18 protein-coding genes are annotated in these 24,213 nt (G+C 51.9%); 16 read left to right on the top strand and 2 right to left on the bottom strand.

Annotated features, from left to right (window positions below):
* Positions 1–34 precede the first annotated feature (34 nt).
* From pedF to HAV38_RS07615, 4 genes are all read left to right on the top strand, one after another.
* Positions 35–502, top strand: a complete 468-nt coding sequence (pedF, locus tag HAV38_RS07630) for a cytochrome c-550 PedF (RefSeq protein ID WP_168054053.1) — start codon at positions 35–37, stop codon at positions 500–502.
* A gap of 145 nt (positions 503–647) precedes the next feature.
* Positions 648–1,499, top strand: a complete 852-nt coding sequence (locus HAV38_RS07625; RefSeq protein ID WP_168054051.1) for a substrate-binding periplasmic protein — start codon at positions 648–650, stop codon at positions 1,497–1,499.
* A gap of 124 nt (positions 1,500–1,623) precedes the next feature.
* Positions 1,624–1,863, top strand: coding sequence for a FitA-like ribbon-helix-helix domain-containing protein (locus HAV38_RS07620; RefSeq protein WP_168054049.1), 240 nt, complete (start codon positions 1,624–1,626; stop codon positions 1,861–1,863).
* Positions 1,860–2,288 (top strand): type II toxin-antitoxin system VapC family toxin, encoded by a 429-nt coding sequence (locus tag HAV38_RS07615; protein WP_168054047.1) that lies wholly within the window; start codon positions 1,860–1,862, stop codon positions 2,286–2,288. The genes HAV38_RS07620 and HAV38_RS07615 overlap by 4 nt, the downstream gene beginning before the upstream one ends.
* Before the next feature lie 105 nt (positions 2,289–2,393).
* Here the strand turns inward: HAV38_RS07615 and trpS are convergent, their stop codons facing one another.
* A complete protein-coding gene (trpS, locus tag HAV38_RS07610) occupies positions 2,394–3,422 on the bottom strand; it encodes a tryptophan--tRNA ligase (RefSeq protein WP_184013445.1) in 1,029 nt (342 codons plus the stop codon).
* Positions 3,423–4,153: 731 nt separating this feature from the next.
* On the opposite strand from trpS, the gene HAV38_RS07605 reads away from it, so the two are divergent.
* From HAV38_RS07605 to HAV38_RS07560, 10 genes are all read left to right on the top strand, one after another.
* The gene (locus HAV38_RS07605) at positions 4,154–7,492 is read left to right on the top strand and encodes a transglutaminase family protein (protein ID WP_168054045.1); all 3,339 of its coding nucleotides are present in this window, start codon (positions 4,154–4,156) and stop codon (positions 7,490–7,492) included.
* 333 nt (positions 7,493–7,825) lie between these two features.
* Complete coding sequence (locus tag HAV38_RS07600) at positions 7,826–10,465, top strand: circularly permuted type 2 ATP-grasp protein (protein WP_168054043.1); 2,640 nt, start codon at positions 7,826–7,828, stop codon at positions 10,463–10,465.
* Positions 10,462–11,379, top strand: coding sequence for a transglutaminase family protein (locus HAV38_RS07595; protein ID WP_168054041.1), 918 nt, complete (start codon positions 10,462–10,464; stop codon positions 11,377–11,379). Before HAV38_RS07600 ends, HAV38_RS07595 begins: the two co-directional genes overlap by 4 nt.
* Positions 11,380–11,528: 149 nt before the next feature.
* A complete protein-coding gene (locus tag HAV38_RS07590) occupies positions 11,529–12,536 on the top strand; it encodes an aldo/keto reductase (RefSeq protein ID WP_168054039.1) in 1,008 nt (335 codons plus the stop codon).
* 95 nt (positions 12,537–12,631) lie between these two features.
* Positions 12,632–13,033: a hypothetical protein gene (locus HAV38_RS07585; protein ID WP_245182254.1), complete on the top strand. Its 402-nt coding sequence runs from the start codon at positions 12,632–12,634 to the stop codon at positions 13,031–13,033.
* Between the two features lie 887 nt (positions 13,034–13,920).
* Positions 13,921–15,732 carry a methanol/ethanol family PQQ-dependent dehydrogenase gene (locus tag HAV38_RS07580; RefSeq protein WP_168054037.1) on the top strand — a complete coding sequence of 604 codons (1,812 nt, stop codon included), beginning with the start codon at positions 13,921–13,923 and terminating at the stop codon, positions 15,730–15,732.
* A gap of 110 nt (positions 15,733–15,842) precedes the next feature.
* Complete coding sequence (locus HAV38_RS07575) at positions 15,843–16,265, top strand: c-type cytochrome (RefSeq protein WP_168054035.1); 423 nt, start codon at positions 15,843–15,845, stop codon at positions 16,263–16,265.
* A gap of 59 nt (positions 16,266–16,324) precedes the next feature.
* Positions 16,325–17,197: a substrate-binding domain-containing protein gene (locus tag HAV38_RS07570; RefSeq protein ID WP_168054214.1), complete on the top strand. Its 873-nt coding sequence runs from the start codon at positions 16,325–16,327 to the stop codon at positions 17,195–17,197.
* A gap of 140 nt (positions 17,198–17,337) precedes the next feature.
* On the top strand, positions 17,338–18,183 hold the full coding sequence (locus HAV38_RS07565) for a hypothetical protein (protein ID WP_168054033.1): 846 nt from the start codon (positions 17,338–17,340) through the stop codon (positions 18,181–18,183).
* Between the two features lie 256 nt (positions 18,184–18,439).
* Positions 18,440–19,468, top strand: a complete 1,029-nt coding sequence (locus tag HAV38_RS07560) for an ATP-grasp domain-containing protein (protein ID WP_168054031.1) — start codon at positions 18,440–18,442, stop codon at positions 19,466–19,468.
* Positions 19,469–19,710: 242 nt separating this feature from the next.
* Here the strand turns inward: HAV38_RS07560 and HAV38_RS07555 are convergent, their stop codons facing one another.
* Positions 19,711–21,672: a sigma-54-dependent Fis family transcriptional regulator gene (locus HAV38_RS07555; protein WP_168054029.1), complete on the bottom strand. Its 1,962-nt coding sequence runs from the start codon at positions 21,670–21,672 to the stop codon at positions 19,711–19,713.
* Between the two features lie 547 nt (positions 21,673–22,219).
* On the opposite strand from HAV38_RS07555, the gene HAV38_RS07550 reads away from it, so the two are divergent.
* Together HAV38_RS07550 and fghA are read left to right on the top strand one after the other, a co-directional pair.
* Positions 22,220–23,326, top strand: a complete 1,107-nt coding sequence (locus tag HAV38_RS07550) for an S-(hydroxymethyl)glutathione dehydrogenase/class III alcohol dehydrogenase (RefSeq protein ID WP_168054027.1) — start codon at positions 22,220–22,222, stop codon at positions 23,324–23,326.
* A gap of 20 nt (positions 23,327–23,346) precedes the next feature.
* Complete coding sequence (gene fghA, locus HAV38_RS07545) at positions 23,347–24,210, top strand: S-formylglutathione hydrolase (RefSeq protein ID WP_168054025.1); 864 nt, start codon at positions 23,347–23,349, stop codon at positions 24,208–24,210.
* The last annotated feature ends 3 nt before the right edge of the window (positions 24,211–24,213 follow it).

Below are 24,213 nucleotides of genomic sequence, written 5' to 3'. Positions count from 1 at the left end.
TCTTTATTATTTAAATCGTCGTAGAGGAGATCGTATGAAAAAATTTAGCCACATTATTGCGTGTTGTTTGTTATTTGCTGTTGTACTTGCACCATCGTTTGCCTACGCGCATGGCGACGTAACGCCACAACCTGTTGACACCAAAACCTTGCCCGCCTTAGGTACCGCATGGCGTGATGAAAACCCTTATCGCGGTCAGAAGGAAGCCATTAATATCGGCACTTCCGCCTATGCAGAAAATTGCGCGCGATGCCATGGCCTGCAAGCACAATCCGGCGGTATCGCGCCAGATTTGCGTTTATTGGATCGCGACTGTACCGACCTTAAAGGCGCCAAACAACAAGCCTGTTACAAAGAAACGGATAAGTATTTCCTGGTATCTGTTCGTCACGGTAAAGTCCGCAATGGCGCAGTGTATATGCCGCCGTTTGAAGGCATTCTGAATCAAGAAGCAATGTGGTCTATTAAATCCTATTTAGAGACACTGCGCGCAGTTAATTAATTTTTCAGGACCGCACAAAAGGGCATAAGCGTGGTCCGTCAATTTCCCTGCAGTGGGGAAGTATAGCGCCGCACCTCACGCATCAAACAACGCAAATGTGTCTAAAGAATCATAACCAAAACATAAAATAACAGGATGAGACGCAATGGTTAAATTTTATCGTAAGGTCGCCAGCAGAGTGCTGACGCTCACCAGTATAGCGCTATGTTTTGGCCTGATCGCTACAGCGCATGCGCAGGAAAATGCAGACTTCCTCAAAATCAAGCAATCGGGCATATTAAAAGTCGCGGTCTACAACGATTTCGCGCCCTATTCCACAACCAAGGGCGGTATCGACATCGACATCGCCGAAGCGTTGGCTGCCAAATTAGGGCTTAAGGTAAGCTTGTTACCTTTCCCCGCAGGTGAAGAACTGAGCGATGACCTGCGTAATATGGTGTGGAAAGGACATTACCTCGGTTATGGCCCAGCTGATGTATTGATGCACGTGCCGGTAGAGCCTATCCTGATCAACCAAAACGACAAGGTCACTATTTTTGCGCCTTATCATCGTGAGACGGTACGTCTGGTCCGGGATATCCGTAAGGTACCAGAGTTTAAAAATCTGGATTCCATCACAGGCAAAACTATCGGTGCCGAGAAAATCTCCATTGGCGCGATGCTATTACTGGGCGCAGAGGACGGCAAGTTTCGTGAAAACGTAAAAATTTTCCCGACCGCATTCGATGCGTTAGAAAAGCTTAAGGAGGGCGGACTGGATGCCGTCGTCGCCAATCGTTCAGAAATTGAATCCGTCCTCGGCAAAGACGCTAACTTTAAAATGAGCGAGGTTCCGTTTCAGCGTATGCCACCAAAAGGCTGGATCATCGGCATGGCTGTAAAAAAGGACGACACAGAACTAGTCAAACAACTGCAGACAGCGACTGATTCACTGGTGGCGTCCGGCGAGATGGCAAAAATATTTGAGAAGCATGGTGTACAGGTGGTCGCGCCGTAGTATTAATTTGGTAGGAATAGACGGGCAAAGCAATTGGACAATTAGCGGTCACTTGCTGCAAACCGGGCAATGGCGGTCATGCCCGGCCCACTATCATTGATATTAAATTTGATTAGTGAAAGCAATGGCATCCGTCACTGTCCGTAATTTACCCGATGAAACGCACCGTGCCCTGCGCGTGCGTGCCGCAATGCATGGCCTCAGTACAGAGGCCGAAATACGTGCGATCCTTGAAAATGCCGTTCGACCCGAGGGTCGGATCAAGCTCGGTTCACTTTTGGCTGAAATTGGCCGCGAAGTGGGTGGCGTCGACCTTGAGATCGAACGCGATAGAACACCCGTCGAGCCGCTAGGCTTTGCATGATCTTGCTTGATACCAACGTCGTTTCTGAGCCGTTAAAAGTGTCTGGTGATACGAACGTACTTGCCGGGATCGATGCACAGGTTATTGAAACGTTATACCTTTCCACAATCAGTCTTGCAGAACTGCGTTTCGGTATCGCTGCGCTTCCTGAGGGCAAACGCAGGGACATGCTTCAGTCCAGTCTTGAGAAGCGTGTATTACCGTTGTTCGCGGGCCGCATCCTGTCATTCGATGACGCTGCGTCGCGAGCATATGCAACGCTGCGCGCCCGTGCGCGTAACGCTGGACAAGCCATTGCGCCCACGGATGGCTATATCGCAGCTATCGCTGCGACGCATGGTTTTGCGGTCGCCACGCGCGGCACGTCGCCTTTTGGCGCTGCTGGCTTGACTGTTATCAACCCTTGGACATGGCAGTTGGCGTGATGCTTTAGCCGGACCGCAGGCAACCACGCCAGGCACTCGTTTGATAGCCGTCCTTGTTATTTGTTGGAAAACGACACGGTATCGGTTTCCAACCACTCCTACCACCTAAAAATAAGTAAGCCCCAACGCAGCCTTCACCTCCGCCATCGTTTGCGCCGCAACTTCCCGCGCCTGCTCGGTGCCTTTCTTTAGCAAATCCAGAATATAGCCGCGGTCTTTTTCAAGCTCTTGACGGCGCAGGCGGATTGGGGCGAGTAGTTCTTGCAGGCAGGCTTCAAGCCGCGCTTTGACGATGCTGTCGCCTAAGCCGCCGCGCACGTAGTGTGCCTTCATCTCTGTCAGTCCGGCTTGATCGGTATCGAACGCATCCAAATATAAAAAGGCGACGTTGCCTTCCAGATGGCCCGGCTCTTCCACTTTAAGATGCAATGGATCGGTGTAGACCTTTTTGACGGCTGCCCGGATTTCGTCCGAGGTTGCGCCAAGATTAATGGTGTTTCCTAGCGATTTGCTCATTTTTGCTTTGCCATCAATGCCGGGCAAACGGCCGATTTCTGGCACTAGTGCTTTGGCTTCGATCAAAATATCGCGCCCGGCAAGGCGGTTGAAGCGGCGCACGATTTCGTTGGTTTGTTCGATCATTGGTATTTGATCTTCGCCGACCGGTACGAGGCTGGCTTTGAATGCGGTGATGTCTGCGGCCTGACTTGCGGGATAGGTCAAAAATCCCGCAGGGATATCACGCTCAAAGCCGCGCAAACGTATTTCCTCTTTCACGGTTGGATTGCGCTCCAGCCGCGCAACGGTCACCAGGTTCAAATAGTAAAACGTGAGTTCAGCCAGTTCAGGAATCTGGGACTGAATGAAGATGGTCGATTGTTGCGGGTCGATCCCGACGGCCAGATAATCTAGCGCGACTTCGACGACATTACGATGCACTTTGCCAGTGTCATCCATGTTGTCGGTGAGGGCTTGCGCATCGGCCAGCATAATGAATTGTTTGTAAGTATTTTGGTAGGCGACGCGATTGCGCAGACTGCCTACAAAATGACCGAGATGGAGCGGTCCGGTTGGTCTATCGCCTGTCAGGATAACAGGCGCGTTCTGGGAGCTAGGGGCGGTAGTTAAATTCATCGGCGAGATACTCAGCAACGGGCAATCCTATAACCATATCGGGCGGTCACAAACCCTCGGCAGTCCGGTTAAGCGGCTGCCGCAATTTTGATCGTCAGTATAAGCGCTCCATATTGATGCCTGACATTTTTTTGAAGAAACTGTCAGGATGCACAATTTCAGCGCACGCCGCTTACTGCGGTGATACGGATCATGGGGTGATCGGCGCTGGCGATGCGCTCCCATAATGTCAAGGCGCAATAGATGTTGTATTGATGCTAAAATAGCAATCTAAATTATGTGGTTTTACTCACGCGATAGGTGTGAGATTTGCAGCCCGATTTTTAAATAAAATGACCTTCCAGCTCTCTCGTCAGTGCACATTGAAGTAGTATTACAAGACCGAAAAACCGTAGGGGGACCCTATACAAGGAAGGGTGGCAAAGCGCAAAAGGCGGGGCTACCGGCGTAGGGAATAGCGAGTATTAGCGATTAAGCCCTTACTGACGCCAACGCAATGCCTGACAAATCTACTGACGTGTGAAGTAATGCCGAAAGGGCATAGAAAACTGCAAATTTATATACTTGAAATAGTGATTTGAACGCGCGTTCTGCGTGTTTTCGGGTATGAATCCTGCTTAACGAGAAATGGACCATTTTTAGGGATTTTTAGGCACTTTAATTATCCGTTTTACTGCTTATTACCCGCTTTCCCCCATTTCGTATCAACATTCATCGAAAGGCACCACCCTATGGCCATCCGTGTCGCGCTGCATCACAAAACCAGCTACCACTATGATCGCCTGGTCACTTTGTCCCCACATGAAGTTCGCTTGCGTCCTGCTCCCCACGCACGTACCCCGATTCTGTCGTACTCGCTGACCGTGACGCCGGAAGACCATTTTATTAATTGGCAGCAAGACCCCTACGGCAACTACATAGGCCGCTTTGTATTTCAGGAAAAATCGGACGTACTCGAATTTACGGTCGATCTGATCGCGGATATGACGGTGATTAACCCGTTTGACTTCTTTGTCGAGAAGTACGCAGAACAATTCCCCTTCAGTTATCCGGCCCAGCAAAAATCTGAACTTAGCGCTTATCTCGCGGTTGAGGAGCCGGGACCTTTGCTCGTCGAGTGGGTCGCGGCTGCACGGGCTGAATTGCTCAAAAAACCGCTGGCGACGAACGATTTTCTGGTCGCCATCAATCAACGTCTCCAAGGCGATATCGCCTATTTGTTGCGGATGGAGCCGGGCGTGCAAACGCCGGAAGAGACGCTGTTAAATCGCTCGGGGTCTTGTCGCGACAGTGGCTGGTTACTGGTGCAAATTATGCGTCAGCTGGGTCTGGCGGCGCGCTTTGTATCGGGCTATTTGATTCAATTACGTCCTGATCAGGAATCGCTCGACGGCCCAAGCGGGACCGAGGTGGACTTCACCGATCTGCATGCATGGACCGAGGTGTATATTCCCGGCGCTGGCTGGATCGGTTTGGACCCTACCTCCGGTATGTTGGCTAGCGAAGGACATATTCCGCTCGCCTGTACAGCGATGCCGTCATCGGCAGCACCGGTCAGCGGTTTTACCGATAAAGCGGAAGTGACGTTCTTCCATGAAATGACCGTTACGCGGATTCATGAAGACCCGCGTGTGACCAAGCCATACTCTGAAGCCGATTGGGCAAAAATCGACAAGCTTGGTCATCAGGTAGATGCTGATCTGAAGCGACAAGACGTGCGTCTGACCCAAGGTGGTGAGCCGACTTTTGTGTCCGTCGATGATATGGACGGCGCGCAGTGGAATACGCTGGCGCACGGCGACGAAAAACGCGCATTGGCGGGGCAGTTGATGCATCGTCTGAAAAACCATTTTGCGCCAGGCGGTATGTTGCATTACGGTCAGGGAAAATGGTATCCGGGTGAGCCATTGCCGCGCTGGGCGTTAAATATTTTCTGGCGTGTCGACGGCCAGCCGATGTGGCTGGATGCGACGTTGTTCTCCGACGAGAACAAGGCCGAAGGTTATGAGGGCGCTGAGGCTGGCCGCTTTGTGACCGAATTGGTAAGGGCGCTCGGTTTGCCCGCCAATAGCGCCATTGCGGCATATGAAGATGTCATGTCGCAAGTCCATCGTGAGCAGGGCATGCCGGTTAACGTCGATCCGCTGAAGGCCAATTTAAAAGATTCCGAAGAGCGCCGCCGTCTTGCACGTTTGTTAGAGACCGGTCTCGGTGCAATCGTCGGTTATGTGTTACCGCTGAAGCCGCGGGACTTTGATCCTGCTACCTCGTTAGGTACGGTCTGGCGCACGTCCGCCTGGCCACTTAAGCGTGAGCATTTGTACCTCACCGAAGGCGATTCGCCAATGGGTTTGCGTCTGCCGCTGAACGCCTTGCCATGGGTACTGCCGGACGATGTCCCGCATGAGTTCGATGTGGATCCGTTTGCTCCGCGCGGCGCGCTGCCAGCGGTAAAAAATGGCAAACGGCCAACACTAAGTCTAGACCCGGAAAAAGCGACGAAAGCCGTTATTCCGCCGGTCGATCCAAAGCCAGCAGCGCGGGAAGTCATTCATACCGGCCTGTGCGTACAGGTGCGCGCTGGTCGTCTGCATATCTTTATGCCCCCGGTAAAGCGGGTGGAAGACTATCTGGCGCTGGTGACAGCGGTAGAAAACACCGCCGCCAAGCTTAAACTGAAGCTGTGGATAGAGGGTTATCCGCCACCGCGCGATCCACGGGTCAAGTTGTTGAGCGTCACTCCGGACCCGGGCGTGATTGAGGTAAACATTCATCCTGCTGCAAGCTGGAAGGAACTGGTCTATAACATGACCACGCTGTATGAAGAGGCACGTCTGACGCGTCTGGGTACAGAAAAGTTTATGGTCGATGGTCGCCATACTGGCACCGGCGGCGGCAACCACGCCACGTTGGGCGGGGCTACCGCGGAAGACAGCCCGATGCTGCGCCGCCCCGATTTGCTGAAAAGTCTGATCACCTACTGGCAGAATCATCCCGCGTTGTCTTATCTGTTTTCGGGTACGTTTATCGGACCGACCAGTCAGGCACCGCGGGTTGACGAGGCGCGTGATGACAACTTATACGAGTTAGCGATTGCGTTCCAGCAGATGGACAAAGTACTGCCGACGCTACATCCGGGCGATAAGCCGTGGATGGTTGACCGTTTGTTGCGCAATCATCTGGTCGACCTAACCGGCAATACGCATCGCTCCGAGTTCTCTATCGATAAACTGTATTCGCCCGATGGCCCGACAGGTCGTCTGGGACTGGTCGAGTTCCGCGCATTTGAGATGCCGCCGCATGAGCGCATGAGCTTGCTGCAGATGTTATTGCTGCGTGCATTGGTAGCGCGTTTTTGGCGTCAGCCGTATCAAGCCAAATTAGTGAATTGGGGCACAGCGCTGCATGATCGCTGGATGTTGCCGCATTTTGTGGCGCAGGATATCCGCGATGTTGCTAAGGATTTGCGTGCTGCCGGGTATGCATTTGAAGAGAACTGGTTCGATCCGTTTATCGAGTTCCGCTTTCCACGTTTTGGTACGGTCGTCTACGAAGGCGTAGAGATGGAACTGCGTCAGGCAATCGAGCCATGGAATGTGCTGGGCGAAGAAATGGCAGCCGGTGGCACTGCACGTTACGTCGATTCTTCGGTTGAACGTATGCAATTGCTGGTGCGCGGATTAACCGACGGACGTCACGTTATCGCCTGCAACGGACGCATGTTGCCATTGCATCCGACCGGTATTCCGGGCGAGTACGTAGCCGGTATCCGTTTCCGCGCATGGAGTCCATGGTCAGCCTTGCACCCGACTGTCAAGATTCATGCACCGTTGACCTTTGATTTGGTCGATACCTGGAGCGGTCGCGCCATTGGTGGTTGCACCTATCACGTGGTCCATCCAGGTGGTCGCAGTGAGGCCACTGCACCGGTCAATGCAAACGCTGCAGAAGCACGTCGTTTTGCACGCTTTTGGGCCCACGGTCATACGCCGGGTCCTATGACAGTCTATAAGGAAGAGACCAATCCAAGCTTCCCGATGACGCTGGATTTGCGCTGGCACGATGCTTAGTATGTTCTGAAACTTGCGGTCAGGCGACCGAATTGCTGGGTACCAGCATCTCAGTCGCCGGGCTTATTCCCGACCGCGAAACGTTGGTAAGTTCAGTTAATTACGTCAAGCAGGCAGGTGCCGCATTTAAGATTGGCGTGGAGAATGTGTAAAATTGCGCAAAGAACTCGCAACTAGTGCGAACGCCGGGCAGCGCAGGATTGATGCCGCCCGCAGGTTACGAAAGAAATTTCTTGATCGTATCCTTTATGGTTCGGGTGTGCCGGGTCGCAAGTGATAGTTATGCGACCCCCGCATATCGATAGAATCGTTATAAAAGGAATAAGCGACAAAATGTTAAATCAACTACTCGCAAGCTACAGGGCTCCGCCGAACAGTTTCGATGAAATGCTGGACGCGTCCCGCCAGCCGCGTCCACATTGGCGCACCTTGCTAGAGGGTTTGGGCGCAGAGTCACCGTATATGATGCGCGAACGCATCGAAACGGTGCAAGAACAGGTGCGTGAAAACGGTGTTACTTATAATGTTTATACCGATTCTAAAGGAATACAGCGTCCCTGGGATTTGAATGTTCTGCCACTGATTCTGCCGCAGGATGAATGGACCGGTATTGAGGCCGCCGTCATTCAGCGCGCTACCCTGATGAATCAGATTCTGGGTGATGTGTATGGCGACCAGAGAATGCTGGAAGAAGGGTTGTTGCCGCCGGAATTAATCCACGGTCATGCCGGCTTTTCTCGTCCATGTCACGGTATGCAGCATGCTGACGGGATCGCTTTGCATTTTTATGCGGTCGATCTTGCACGTGCGCCTAATGGACAATGGTGGGTGGTGGCCGACCGTACGCAGGCACCGTCCGGTGCCGGTTATGCGCTTGAAAATCGCGCCATCATCGCACGTACTTTTCCTGATCTATTGCGGGATTTGAAAGTCCAGCACCTGACTGAATTCTTTAACACCATGCGCGACAGCCTTGCGCATTGGGGGCGTTTGTGCGCAGCAAACGGTAACGGCGGGAAAAATGGCGCGCCGCTGCGCAGTAGCGAAGCGCCACTGATCGTCCTGTTGACCCCGGGTCCATATAACGAAACCTATTACGAGCAAGCTTATCTGGCGCGTTATCTTGGTTTGCCACTGGTTGAAGGCGGTGATCTGACGGTACGCAACGGTATTGTCTGGCTTAAGACTTTATCCGGCATGCAGCGCGTGCACGTCATCATGCGTCGGGTCGATGACGACTTTTGCGATCCGCTGGAATTGCGACCAGATTCCGGGTTGGGCGTCGCCGGATTAACCGAAGCTGCACGGCGCGGTAATGTACTGATCGCCAATAGCCTGGGTTCCAGCATGCTAGAGTCTGGCGCATTGCTGGGTTTTCTTCCCGCATTGTGCGAGCGCTTGCTGGGAGAATCATTAAAAATGCCGTCGGTAGCTACCTGGTGGTGCGGAGAGCCAGCCGCGTTGGAAGAAGCAATTGAAAAGCTGGACGAACTGATTATCAAACCGGCCTTCCCGCAATCGCGGCAGTTTCCGGTGTTTGGTCAAGACCTTAAAGGTGCCGCCCGTGCCGCCTTTATTGCCAAGATGCGCGCTGAACCGGAAAACTATGTCGCGCAGGAAATGGTGCGATTGTCGCAGGGGCCGGTATGGAAGGGAGACGGATTAAGCGCTTGTGCCATCGGCTTGCGGGTGTATGCATGTGCCACGCCGCTAGGCTACGTCGTCATGCCGGGCGGTTTGACGCGCGCCGCGACAGGAACCGATGCGCGTATTATCACCATGCAACGCGGCGGCGGTAGCAAGGATACCTGGGTGCAGGGCAACGAGCAGGTTGCCACGCAAAGTCTTTCCAAACGGACGACAACACGCGACGATCTGGTGCGCGATGACACCCATCTTTCTAGTCGTATGGCGGAGAATTTGTTTTGGTTCGGCCGCAGCGCTGATCGCTGCGACAATATTGCCCGATTGTTGCGGGTTACGCTACACCTGCTATTCAATGTCCGGCCTGCGTATCGCGGTGCCGAATGGCCGACCGTGGAAGCATTATGCGTTTATTTCCATTTGATCGATATTAAAGAACTTGACCCGGAGTTGGCGGCACGGCTCGCGTTGCAAAGCCAGAGCCAGGGTCAGAGCCAAAGTCAAACACTCGGGCAAACGCAAAGTCAAATGCAGAGTCTGGTGCCAGGTGCAATCATAAAACCGGCGGCAATGTTTAGTGACGCCCAAATTGAATCGACTTTATTGCGCGCAGTGATATCGCCGGACGTGCCCGGCCTGGCGCGTCAGCAACAGCAGTTGTATGGCATTGCCAGCCAGTTGCGCGAACGTCTATCCGTGGATAACTGGCGTGCGCTCAACCGCATGGTGCCGCGAGAAACCAGCGACGATCACCGCTTGTCCCAGGCCGAGGCGATGACTATTCTGGATGATGCAACGGCATCGCTCATGACCATGGCCGGATTTACATTGGACGGCATGACCCGTGATCTCGGCTGGCGTTTCTTGTCGCTTGGCCGTCGTTTGGAACGACTACAGTTTCAAAGCGTGATTTTGCAGCGCGCGCTGGTGATGGACGCTAACGGCAATCTGGACTGGTTGCTGGAGCTCTCGGACAGCATTGTGACGTATCGTTCGCGCTATCGCGCGCAGCCGGAATGGCTACCGGTACTCGACCTGTTATTGCTGGACGAGACCAATCCGCGCTCAATTTTTTTTCAGCTCGACGGGATATTAAAGAGCCTTAGAAAAATTGCGGTAACGTATGGACCCTGCGGTGCGGAGCGATTCACGCCGCTTAAGGAAGAGTTACTGGCGCTAGCGCCAGAAACCGATTTGTATTGCGGCAACGCCCAGTTGATTAACCTGCTGTATCGCATGCAACTTGCCAGCGAAGCCGTATCCGAGCAAATCAGCGTACAATTTTTTAGCTACACCGACAGCTATCAGGACAGGACCAGAAAAGCATGAGTGATACGTCCGTCAGTGCCGCTTCATTTGCACGTTTCCGCGTGGTGCACGAAACGCGCTACACCTATCAAAGTATGGTGACGCTCTCGCAGCAGTACCTGCACCTGACGCCGCGCTCGTTTATCTATCAACAGATCGAGTCGCACCGGATCGTGATTGCGCCACACGAAGAAGACGGTTCGGAAGGCCACGATTATTTTGGCAATATGACCCGTCACATCGCCATTACCGTGCCGCATAAAACATTGTCCGTGCACGCCGAGTCGATCGTCGTACTCAAGCCGCGGTTTACGCTTACAAGGATTCAGGGAACCCTTTCCTGGGAAACTTTGCGCGATAGCGTACGGCAGGATAAATCGGAGGCTGCGCTGGACGCGTGTCGCTATCTTTATGCCTCGCCGCATGTTCATCTCAGCCCTGACCTGGGTGACTACGGACGGATTAGTTTTACCCCCGGCAGACCATTGCTGGATGCCGCGCTGAATTTGACGCAACGTATTTTTGACGACTTTGAATTCGACGATAAAGCCACCGAAATATCGACGCCGCTCGACGAGGTTCTTAAAGGTCGTCGCGGTGTGTGTCAGGACTTTGCGCAACTGATGATCGGTTGTATGCGAGCGCTTGGCCTGCCCGCACGTTATGTCAGCGGTTATATTCTGACCCATCCGCCAGCCGGACAGCCGCGCATGATCGGTGCCGACGCTTCCCATGCGTGGGTATCGATTTTTTGCCCGGACTTCGGCTGGATCGATTTTGACCCTACTAATCGCTGCCTCGTGCAGTCCGAACACATCACGTTGGGTTGGGGCCGCGACTTTAGCGACGTCACGCCCATGCGTGGCATCGTGCTAGGCGGTGGGGAACAGACGCTCGATGTTGAGGTCACGGTCACTCCTCTGCCGCATATTTGACGGCCGCATAACTAAAATTCAATCTTTGGGCATAATAGAAGTCCAAAAGTCTGGGCTGGCTAAAACAGACTGGTCTCTGGCGTGCCGATTCTAGCGAAATGGTTCGGACGCTACCGATATTCTCCCATTTCGACACAGGATAAAAGATCATGCAATATCGACGTCTCGGCACTAGTAATCTGAAGGTCTCCGCACTTTGTCTGGGCACCATGATGTTTGGTGATCAAACCGATATCGGTGAAGCAGAGCGCATCGTCGCGTCCGCCCGCGATCACGGCGTCAATTTCATTGATACCGCCGACGTGTACACCAAAGGTGCCTCCGAAGAAATGGTCGGAACAGTATTGGCTGCAGATCGTCCTAACTGGGTACTAGCCACCAAGCTTGGCAACCCAATGAGCGGCCGTCCCAATCAATCGCATTACTCACGCCACTGGATTATCAGCGAAGTCGAAAACAGTCTCAAACGACTGGCGACCGACTATATCGATATTCTGTACCTGCACCGTGATTATCAGGATGAGAATCTGGAAGAAGCGGTGCGCGCGCTCGGCGATTTGATTCGTGCAGGTAAAATTCGTAGCTTCGGTTTGTCCAACTTCCGTGGCTGGCGTATTGCGGAAGTGGTTCGCTTGTGCCAACAGACGGGTGTGCCGCAACCGATTGTTTGCCAGCCTTATTACAACCTGCTGAACCGCATGCCAGAAGTAGAAATTCTGCCCGCTTGCGCCCATTACGGATTGGGTGTTGTCCCTTACAGTCCGATTGCGCGCGGCGTGCTGACCGGCAAATATCTGCCGGGTCAGACCCCGCCCGAAAATACCCGGGCCAGTCGGGGTGACAAGCGCATCATGGAAACCGAATTCAGGGAAGAGTCGCTCATAATCGCGCAACGCCTGAAGCAGCACAGCGACGAACGCGGCATCCAGTTAGGTCAGTTTGCTACTGCTTGGGTGCTGGCAAACCGTCACATTAGTTCGGTGATAGCAGGGCCGCGTACGTTAGCGCAAATGGACGATTATTACGCCGCAGTAGACGTCAAAATTGCGATGGATGATGAGGCTTTAGTCGACAGTTTGGTCCCGCCAGGACATGCATCGACGCCGGGATATACAGACCCTGGTTATCCGTTTTTTGGGCGCGTTGTTGCGGGCTAATAAAGTTTGCCCGTTATAGAAAAAGCGAAATTCATCTCGTTTTTTCTATACCGCGCGTCGTTAGCTTGATTGCACGTTGTGCTGTGGCATGGAATATGCATTACTCCCATGCAGTTAAGTCAAAATATAAAATAAACGGAGATGAAATGAAGGTTTTACGCTTGGTATTACTACTGACAATTCCCGCCGCCGTCGCCGCGCCGATCAGCGCATATGCCAATGATTTCCCGACAACGGGGCGCGTTGAATACGTGCTTGAATGTATGAAAAATCATGCAGGAAAATACGAATATTTGTACAAGTGTTCCTGTGCACTGGACAATATTGCGACCTCGGTAAAATATGACGAGTTTGTAGAAATTTCTCTTGCGGCGCGCCCACAAATGACCGGAGGCCAACGCGGTTCGGAATTTCGCGATCCCGAAATAGTGAAAACAATGGCCAAAAAATTCAAAACAATTCAAGCCGCCGCCGACCAAGCCTGCTTCGTGCAATAACCATTTTCCTACCATCACTCACCGGGCGCGCACTGAGGCCGATTTACGCCTTGGCCTCGGCTTCACAGGTCGTAACGAGCGCACCCGTACGCGCATCCCAAGCAATCACTGCCCTGCAACTTGGTAGGGCATGATTGCTGCTACCTGCTCGTCGCACGTAGTTGTCGGGTTGAAATTTTCGCCAGATAGGCAGTCGAATCTTTGCTTTCTGGGTGGCATCAGTTGTAATTTGTAACCTTTGTATGCAGATAAAGAAACTAAGCCGCTCAATATAGCGGGTGCTGCCAGAATCGCCATGCTACAGCCTGGTATTTGCCTTTGTTTATGGCTGAAATATGCAACGTGGCAAGGTGCAGTAGGTGCCTTGCCGTTGCCTTCAATAACCACACCCGGTATTGCCACGCCCACGCCCCAGATCCCACTCTGCAGATATCACTGTTGCCATGAATCACTGGTTCGGATTGGCATGCGGTTACTGTGCCTTTCAATTTTTATTCCAGCGCTTTTAGTCTGGTAAACCCTCTGCCCGGCGTCCATACTTTTAATCATCTCCGACGCTCACTAGAACCCGGTTTGACACGAAAGTGATACAGAGCGTTTAGCCCACTGTTCATCAATCTGAACATGGTGCTATGCAGCATCGAATGCCTGTTGCGGTGCCTGCACAATGAATGTCGACGCTCCCTATGGGCAGCGCGCCCGGCGCCAGCGTAAAGACCTTTGCTTGGCACGTTCTATGCTGAGTAATCATTCGAAGTACAGTGCGAAGCGAAGTGGGCAATACAAAAGGTAGTACCAATAACGGATCAAAAACTTCACTTCCAAAGAGGGTTGGTGGCAGGTGGGTTCGTTGAGTTCTATTTAAAAAAATTAACAGGAGATTACACATGTCATCCCGAAAGAGCCTAAAAGGCTTGGTGCAATGCGCCGTTCTGCTTGCAGTACCGGTTCTAGCATTTGCCAATTCAGATATTGAGGCACTCACTAAAAATCCAGATAACTGGGCGACGCAGTCTGGTAATTATTCAAGTCAGCGTTATAGTGAATTAAAGCAAATCAATAAGGACAATGCGAAGAATCTGCAAGTCGCGTGGACCTTTTCGACGGGCGTTCTGCGCGGTCACGAAGGCGGACCCTTGGTGGTGGGTGACACGATGTATGTTCACAGCCCGTTCCCGAATAAAGTCTTCGCAGTTAATCTAGGCGATCAAACGATTAAATGGAAATACGAGCCTAAGCAAGATGCCTCAGTTATTCCTGTTATGTGTTGCGATACGGTAAACCGTGGTGTGGCATACGCTAGCGGAAAAGTTTTCTTGCAACAAGCCGACACGACCTTGGTTGCACTGGATGCGAAGACAGGTAAAGAAATTTGGAAAGTAAAAGTCGGCGATCCAAAGGTCGGTGAAACGACTACTAATGCCCCACACGTTTTTAAAGACAAAATCATTACCGGAATCAGCGGTGGTGAGTTTGGTGTCCGCGGTCGTCTGGCTGCCTATGACGTTGAAACCGGCAAGTTGATGTGGAAAGCCTTCAGCACCGGGCCTGACGCGGATATGTTGATGGATCCCCAGAAAACCATGACCTGGACCGATGGCAAGATGGCACCGGTTGGTAAGGATTCATCACTTAAAACGTGGAGTGGGGACCAATGGAAACTTGGCGGCGGTACAACCTGGGGGTGGTACAGCTACGATCCAGCGCTGAACCTTGTGTACTACGGCACCGGTAATCCAAGCACCTGGAATCCGAGCCAACGTCCCGGCGATAACAAATGGTCCATGACTATTTTTGCTCGCGATCTGGATACAGGTAAAGCCAAGTGGGCCTTCCAGATGACACCGCATGATGAGTGGGATTATGACGGCGTCAATGAAATGATTCTGGCCGATATCAAGGTCAAAGGTCAAATGCGTAAGACGTTGGTCCATATGGATCGTAACGGCTTTGCATACACCATGGACCGTTCGACGGGTGAACTGCTAGTAGCACAAAAATACGATCCAACAGTTAACTGGGCTTCAGGCGTTGACATGAAAACAGGTCGTCCAATTCTTGATGCCAAGTACAGCACCGATCGTCAAGGACCGGACGTTAATATCAAAGGCATTTGCCCGACTGCACTCGGCACCAAAGATCAGCAACCAGCTTCATTTTCTCCAAAAACTGGCCTGTTCTACGTACCGACCAACCACGTCTGCATGGACTACGAGCCGTTCAAAGTTGACTACACAGCGGGTCAGCCATATGTTGGTGCAACTCTCTCTATGTATCCTGCCGAAAAAGCAAAAGGCAACATGGGTAACTTTATCGCCTGGGATGCAGGTACAGGCAAAATTGTCTGGTCCAAGCCAGAGAAATTCTCTGTATGGAGTGGTGCATTATCGACTGCTGGCGATGTAGTTTTCTACGGTACGCTGGAAGGTTATATCAAAGCAGTGGATGCAAACGGCAAGGAACTATGGAAGTTCAAAACACCTTCCGGCATCATCGGCAACGTTCACACATGGTCGTTTAAAGGTAAACAGTACATCGGCGTGTTGTCCGGTATTGGCGGCTGGGCTGGGATTGGCCTTGCAGCAGGTCTTGAAAAAGACACCGAAGGTCTGGGCGCAGTAGGTGGTTATAGAGATCTGGCTAAGTACACAGAGTTGGGCGGCGTCTTGACTGTATTCGCTTTGCCAGGCAACGTGTAAGCACGACAGCAACATTTTTATAGACAACTCTGCACATTGACGCTGACATTCCGGCAGATGCCGGAATGTCAGCGAAAATGGCGGGATGAACGCCGAACTGAGAGGTTTACATGACTACAAGCATCATAAAAACAATATTTCAGGCAGCAGTTCAGGCTGCGATTTTTAGCGGCGTACTGTTAGGAGCAGTCGGTGTCGCCAATGCTGCAGACACGCCCTATACAGTGGTCGATGGCAACAAAGTGGATCAGGGCACGCTTGATGGCTGGCACACCTGGCGCGCCATGGCATGCGAACGCTGCCATGGTGCAAACCAGCAGGGATTAGTTGGTCCCGCATTAGTGGACAGTCTCAAAGTTCTGACAAAAGAGCAGTTCAAAACGACGGTTCTTTTAGGCCGGATGGAAAAAGGTATGCCGAACTTTAACGGCAGCAAGCAAGTGACAGATAATATCGATAACCTTTATGCGTTTCTTAAAGGCCGCTCCGATGGTGCCATCAAAACAGGCAACCTGAAGTTGATACCAAAGTGAACTCACTCTCAAATTCTGGTATCGCAATTGTTGCAAGGCTGAGCCGTCCTTTGCACGGTATGTGGCACTGCAGTATGGCTGGGATTTTCTTGAGCGCTGCCTTGGCTTCAAATCTCACTATGGCTGAAGTACCCGCACCTGAACCTGAACATGAGAAAGTTTTACGGGTTTGTCAGGACCCTAACAACATGCCGTTTTCAAACCAGAAACTAATGGGCTTTGAAAACAAGATTGCGGCACTTTTCGCGAAAGAATTAGGTTGGAAAATTGAGTACACGTGGTACCCGCAACGCATGGGCTACGTAAGGAACACATTGAAGAAGAAACTGCCTGATTCGGACCAGTACGAATGCGATCTGGTGACCGGTGTTGCAGTCGGATTTGATCTGGGTGCCACTACCAGGCCTTATTACCACTCCACCTATTCAATGGCGTATGTAAAGGGTAAGGGCTTTGACGATATCAAAACGCCGGATGACCTGCTCAAGCTCGATCCTGCCAGATTAAAAACATTACGGCTAGGCGTATTCGGACGGTCCCCGGTCGTGGACTGGATGCTTAAAAATGGACTAGCCGATCAGATGGTGTCCTATCAGACCCAGACCGGCGATCCAGCGCAATACCCGGGTGAAATGGTCGAGAAGGATCTGACTTCCGGCAAGATCGACGTGGCTTTTGTGTGGGGACCGATTGGCGGCTACTTTGCTAAAAAGGCCACTACCGTACCGATCGCCGCTATCCCGTTTAAATCACAGCCCAACATGCGTATGGATTTTAGTATCGCGATGGGCGTTCGATATGGCGAAAAGGGTTTCAAGGACCGTATTGATCAGTTGATCGCAAAAAATCAGCCACAAATTACAGCGATCCTGCGAGAGTACGGTGTTTTGCTGGTCGATGATCAAGGTAATCTTTTAGTATCGGCAAACTAGCTGCGCTGCCCCCTCGCTCACGCGTTAACCCATTCTGGTCTCTTTTTCTGAAGGCTGGGTGGGAACCATTAGTTTAATGGTTGAGGTCGCGCACAGTATGGTAAATCAGTTATTTTAGCGCGGATCTTAAAGGAAGATAAATGCATTCTATATTCGGGCATCGTAGTAGCGGATTGCCGCAATGGATGCGCAGAGCGGGTCGCCTGCCCATGAACGTCGTGGTGTCGACGGCGATCTGCGTGGCGGTGTCGGTAGCCGTTTCGACAGCAGCGATCGGGGCGACCCTTGAGACCCCTGAGACCCCTGAGACCCCGGTAGCGCCAGCGGCCCCGGCGGCTCCTTCAGCCCCGACTCAGGAGATTTCGCCGGCCGAAGTGATGGTGTTTCAAACCAATCATATGCAAAATATTCACTCGCCCGTTGACCTTACCTATGCGTATAAGAAGGCTGTCGTTAGCGCGCCGGGTATTGATGACCTGATCCACGTTGATGTGACCAAAATTAATCCTGACGGTACTGCAACAGTATCGCTACGATTCTTGACCGGCACCAGAAAACTAGCAATTCCTGAAGTCGAACACTCAAAAGGAAACCCGTTGTTACTAGGATTTCTAGAGTGGGATATTGCGCAGATGAAGGCATTGACCGGCGGATCAACGGGTTATTTTCGGAGACGGATCAGGATTGCTCTCGCCGAGGCCGCAGTGATTCGGCCCACAACTATTACCTACAAGGGTAAGAAACTGGATGCGCAAGAGGTCAGTTTCCAGCCGTATCGGAATGATCCCATGCATGAAAAATTTGAGAAATATGTGGACAAGCGTTACACGTTTGTTTTCAGTAATAAGGTTCCCGGTGGAGTGTACCAAATCGGTACTCAGCTCAGCACGGAAAAGGTCGGGGCGTTAACCGTCAGTACAGTTGCGCAGGAAAATATGCGCACGGATGAAACTATTACGTTAGTAAAAGAAGATAGCAAGAAGTAATTTGCAGGTGGTACATAGAGCAGGGCTGCATTTAAAGGCCTTGGTAAATGTAAATTTTGATTTTAAGAAAGATTGATTGCCAGCAGAGAAACAGTTGCGTTAATCTTGAGCAGGCAGGCAGCGCAACCCTATTAGCGAGGTGATGCGGTATTAACGGAATGAGTAAAGTTTTGTATTGAGCGCATTTAAATAAAAACGGAACTCTCAATAACTAAGCGTGGGTAAGCCCTCTAAAATTCCCAAAAACGGTGTTCCCATGAAAGTATTTCTTTTCGATTATGCATCCGGCGGTGGTTTGTCGATGCAACCATTGGATCATTCGCTAATGCGTCCGGGCGAGATACGGCATCGTGCATTGCTGTCCGATCTTTCCGCGATTGCTGGAATTGATATCATTACCACGCGCGACGCACGCTTGCCAAAAATGGATTTATGTCTGTCCCCGACGGGGGCTGCCGTGGTAATTCCCGTGCGAAATGGGTTTGAATCTTACTTTACCGATTGTATGGAACAGGCCGACGCAGTCTGGCTGATCGCACCGGAATCCGATGATATATTGGAGAACCTGTCGCGTCAGATTCTTAGCCATAACCGCATTTTGCTGGGCAGCACGCCCGCGGCAATTCATATTGCTGCGAGTAAATTGCGTACCGTGCGTGCGTTGGCCGAAGCGGGTATTCCGGTAGTGGAAACTTATACGCCGGAAGATGTTTTGCCGCAGCATATCGCAGCATCGGCATGGGTGGTTAAGCCGGACAAAGGTGCTGGTTGCCGCAATAGCCGCATCTTTAGCTCCCCGCCCAAAGCATTGGCCTGGATCGCGGCCAATAGTGACGACAATTTTATATTGCAGCCGTTTATGTCAGGCCAGCCATGCAGCCTTTGTCTGATATGTTGTAACGGGGTCGCGCGGGTCCTTAGCTGCAACAAGCAACGGATCGCCGTACGCGATAATCAATTGTATTTTCTTGGAAGTACCATCAATAGTTTTGTTGACGTCACCGGGGATCTGGATCGACTGGCGCAGGATATTGCCGCGGCCATTCCCGGCTTATGGGGTTATGTAGGGGTCGATTTTATCTTCACCGATACAGGTCCGGTGGTCCTTGAAGTCAATCCGCAAATGACCAGCTCCTGTGCCGGCTTGCATGCCTCAATCGATTGTAATCCGGCGGAACTGGTGCTTGGCCTATTACACGAAACCGGCATGGGCTCATTATTGGAAAAGACTTTGAAGGCCACTAGCGTTAGTATTGATGTAGCGACATTTGACACGCTGCAATAATTCAATAACGCTATCGTCGGACAGGCCGAAAAGACTGTCAGGTGTGGCCACCACCTATTTTTAAATCGACATGCGCTGCGGTTTCTGCTGCGGCATCTACTGCCTTTTCTACTGCAAAATCTGCCGTAATATTAATGCGTGCGCAGCCTGCATTAATGCAGAACCCACCAACCTCTTACGTAATATTAATGCGTGCGCAGCCTGCATTAATGCAGAACCCACCAACCTCTTAATATCACCAGTTACAGCGATATTTTATCCAGATCCTTGACGTCCAGACGACGCATTTTTCGATACAGCGTGTTACGGCTCATCTTCAATTGTTTGGCCAGCGTGGTGATATTCCAGTTGTGTTGTTCCAGTTCCTGAATCAGCGCATCGCGTTCTGCGTTCTCCAGAGGATTGCGGGCTTCCTCGGAAGCTCCAGCGCAGTCACCACAGCCAGCGGTCGGCAACGGGCCGGTGTAGAAGCCATTAGGCAGGTCGCAAGCGGTGAGCAGGTCGCCTTCACGCAGTGCGATCATTGTGCGTAAAAGATGACGCATCTGGCGAATATTGCCCGGCCAGCGGTGGTGATCAAATACAGCTAATAGCGCATCATCAATCTCTACCACCTCGTCGCCAGCTTCTTTCAGCAGAAGATGCTTGATCAATCCATGGCGATCTGTGCGTTCTCTCAGCGCGGGAAGTGTCACGGTCAAGCCCAGAAGGCGGTAATACAAATCTTCTCTAAATAAATTCTGTGCGATCTTTTCCTGCAAATCGCAATGCGTCGCGCTGATCAACCGAATGTCTAGTTTAACCGGCTTGTCTGCGCCCAGCGGCGTAACTTCGCGCTCCTCCAAAACCCGCAACAGGCGCGCTTGCAAAGACATCGGCATATCACCAATTTCATCGAGAAATAATGTTCCGCCGTTAGCCTGAAATATCTTGCCGCGCTGTCCGTCTTTGCTAGCGCCCGTGAACGCGCCAGACTTATAGCCAAACAGTTCACTCTCTATCAACGATTCCGGAATAGAGGCGCAGTTGATAGCGACAAACGGTTGCTGCGAGCGACTGCCGGAAAGATGCGTTGCCTTGGCATACATCTCTTTGCCGGTCCCAGTCTCGCCGCACAGAATGATAGCCACATCGCGCTCCAGAACGCGCTTGGTGGCCTGCACGTTATTGAGCATCGTCAGGTCGCCAAAATGCAGTTCATCAAGCGCGCTGCGCTGAGTCGATGCTGGCTTGCCTGAATCGTGTTTGACGGTCAACAGGCGCGATGCGCCGGGTGTCGGCTCGGGGGGATAAATCACTGCAAAATAACGGGCACCGCTGCGGACTTCAAAAATCGGGGTCGGATGGAACGCTTTTTTAAGACTGCTATCCAGTAAGCCCGGTAACGATACGTTAAACAATTCAGTGATGTTGCGGCCGTAAATCTCGGCAGGTGAACGTACCCCAAGCTGGAACTGCGCACAGCGCGTCGCGGCCAAAATGGTCCCCGCGCTGTCGAACGCAATGGCACCCTCGCTAAGCGTACCCACGAACTCCGGGCGGTTATGAAACCGCACGATATACTCGCGATGGAACTGCTGCAGAAAAACCCGATTTTCGATCATCTGTACCGACATATTGACCAGTGCCAATGTGTGCTGTTGTGCAAGGCGTGACTCGCCCGATGCGTCCAGTACCGCCAGTACATCGCCCCGATGATTGCAGATAGGTGCTGCGGCACAACTGATGCCGATATTGCGTAAAAGGTAGTGCTCGTTTTGATGCACAATGATCGGCTTTTTCTCTACCAGGCATGTGCCCATGCCATTAGTACCTTGCAGGCGCTCGCTCCAGACCGCGCCTTGCATGAGACCGGTTTTGGACGCCGCGTGGGTAAAGCTGGGATCGCCGAAATAATTAAGCAAAACGCCATCACAATCCATCAGCATGATAGCGTAGCCGGAGCCAGCCAGTTGCTGATACAGGTTCGCCATTTCAATTTTAGCTACTTCTTGAACATCGGCCAGACGCGCCTGTCGCTCCTGCAGTTCGACATGCCCGATGATGACGGGCTCATCACAATTGTCCGGGTCCAGACTATATTCGTTCAGACATCTTATCCAGGAATTAACGATCGGATCGCCCGCGAGACCACTACCGGGCTGCATGCCTCTTTGAACAACCGAGCGCACGTGTTTAACGTGACTTGCGGCTAGTACTGTCATGGTGTCTCCTCTGACCAACATTTCAATCTGACGTGGGATTGCGCGCGTTAAACGTCGATCGTATTTTGTGGACTGGTTTTTGCTTATATCGGGTATAACTATCCCGCATACTCTTTGCAATTGTTTTATTTGTTACTTGATACTACCTCAACACGGCGTCTCATGGGCTACAGTGGTGAACGAATGGTGTCAAATAAGAATGTGTTGTTGATAAGCAATGGGTGATTTTCGGAGCAGTGCGAAGTTTTAGTGGTGCGGAAGCGTAACAATTTGCACTGATCAATACAAATAATGAATGCATGAGTATATGGCGCTACGTCGCAGCTTTTTCCGACGTCGCGCTACGGAACGCAGATTACTTCACGTATGACATTGTAAACGCTGTGATCTCGATTTGCCCGCCGTATGGAGTGAAGCTTACTGCTAGAAAGGATGGGACGCAAATGCGGACGTAATTGCGGCATTTTCAGCCAAAATTTATCCGGATTCGATTTGCCTCCTTTCTCCGATAGCAGAATACGTCTATTAAATATTTTGGAGCCACCTGATGAAAACGAAAGCCGCAGTCGCATGGAAAGCCGGAGCGCCACTTACGATCGAAGAAGTTGATCTGGAAGGGCCGCGAGAAGGCGAAGTACTGGTAGAAATTAAAGCGACTGGTATTTGTCATACCGACTATTACACGCTCTCAGGCGCGGATCCTGAAGGAATTTTCCCCTCCATTCTGGGTCATGAAGGCGCAGGCATCGTGGTGGAGGTCGGCCCCGGCGTTACCTCTGTTAAAAGAGACGATCACGTTATTCCGCTGTACACGCCGGAATGTCGTCAGTGCAAATTTTGCCTATCGCGCAAAACTAACTTATGCCAGGCGATCCGTTCGACTCAGGGACGCGGCCTGATGCCGGATGCAACGTCGCGTTTCTCGCTGGATGGTAAGCCGCTTTTCCATTATATGGGTACCTCGACCTTTTCAAATTACATCGTCGTGCCGGAAATCGCATTGGCAAAAATTCGTGAAGATGCCCCATTCGATAAAGCATGCTATATCGGTTGCGGTGTGACGACTGGCGTTGGAGCAGTGGTATTTTCGGCCAAAGTTGAAGCTGGCGCAAACGTCGTTGTGTTCGGTCTCGGCGGTATTGGACTGAACGTGATTCAGGGTGCCAAGATGGTCGGCGCTGACAAAATTATCGGTGTCGATATCAATCCGGGCCGCATTGAAATGGCGCGCAAGTTTGGTATGACGCACTTCGTGAATCCGAAAGAAGTCGGCAACGTCGTTGATCACATTATTCAACTAACCGACGGCGGCGCAGACTACTCGTTTGAGTGCATCGGTAACACCACTACCATGCGTCAAGCGTTGGAATGCACGCATAAAGGCTGGGGTCAGTCTTACATCATCGGTGTGGCTGCAGCAGGACAAGAAATCAGTACACGTCCGTTCCAGCTAGTCACCGGGCGCGAGTGGAAAGGTTCTGCTTTCGGCGGCGCACGCGGTCGCACCGACGTACCGAAAATTGTTGACTGGTACATGGACGGCAAACTCAATATCGATGATCTGATCACACATACGTTGCCGCTTGAGCGCATCAACGAAGGTTTCGATTTGATGAAAAGTGGCGAATCGATCCGATCCGTCGTGCTGTATTGAATCAGCTGACGGAGACCAATATGTCGGCTTCTTCTCTCGAAATTATCAGCGAACACGCTTGTTTTGGCGGAGTGCAGCGGTTTTATAGCCATCACTCCAAAGAGATCGGCTTACCGATGCGGTTCTCGGTATTTTTGCCACCGCAGGCGCAGGATGGCAAGGTTCCGGCCTTGATTTATCTTGCCGGTCTGACGTGTACCGAAGAAACATTCATGACCAAGGGCGGTGCGCAGCGCATCGCCGCAGAGCAGGGCATGATACTGATCGCGCCGGATACCAGTCCGCGCGGTGCTAATGTGCCGGGTGAGGCAGACGGTTGGGATTTCGGTCTCGGTGCGGGGTTCTATGTCGACGCAACAGAAGCGGCATGGAGCAAGCATTATCGGATGTACAGCTACGTGCTGGAACTACTCGCATTGGTGACGGAAAGCCTGCCAGTTGAGCCGTCTCGGGTTGGTATTACGGGTCACTCGATGGGCGGTCACGGTGCGCTGGTGCTGGCGCTGCGTAATCCAGGGTTATTCAAGTCGGTGTCAGCATTTGCACCGATTTGTGCACCGATTCAGTGTCCTTGGGGCGTTAAGGCGTTCACTGGATATCTGGGCAGCGATCAGGCAACCTGGCGTCACTATGACGCCACTGCATTGATGGAACAGCAGGCCACGCCTTACCCGAACGGCATCCTGATTGATCAGGGTCTGAGCGATAAGTTTTTACCAGGCCAGTTGTTTCCGGAGGCATTTGAAGCCGCGTGTGCAAAAGCGCAGCAGCCTTTGGAATTACGCAGACATGCAGGTTATGACCATGGGTATTATTTTATTTCGACCTTCGTTGAAGATCATTTGCGATTTCACCACCAACAACTAAATGGAGCCGCCCGGTAACGG

The organism is Glaciimonas immobilis (assembly GCF_011947285.1).
GTDB classification, from domain to species: domain Bacteria; phylum Pseudomonadota; class Gammaproteobacteria; order Burkholderiales; family Burkholderiaceae_D; genus Glaciimonas; species Glaciimonas immobilis.
The sequence above is the reverse complement of the archived record's forward strand: the minus strand, read 5'-3'. Positions and strand labels throughout refer to the sequence as shown.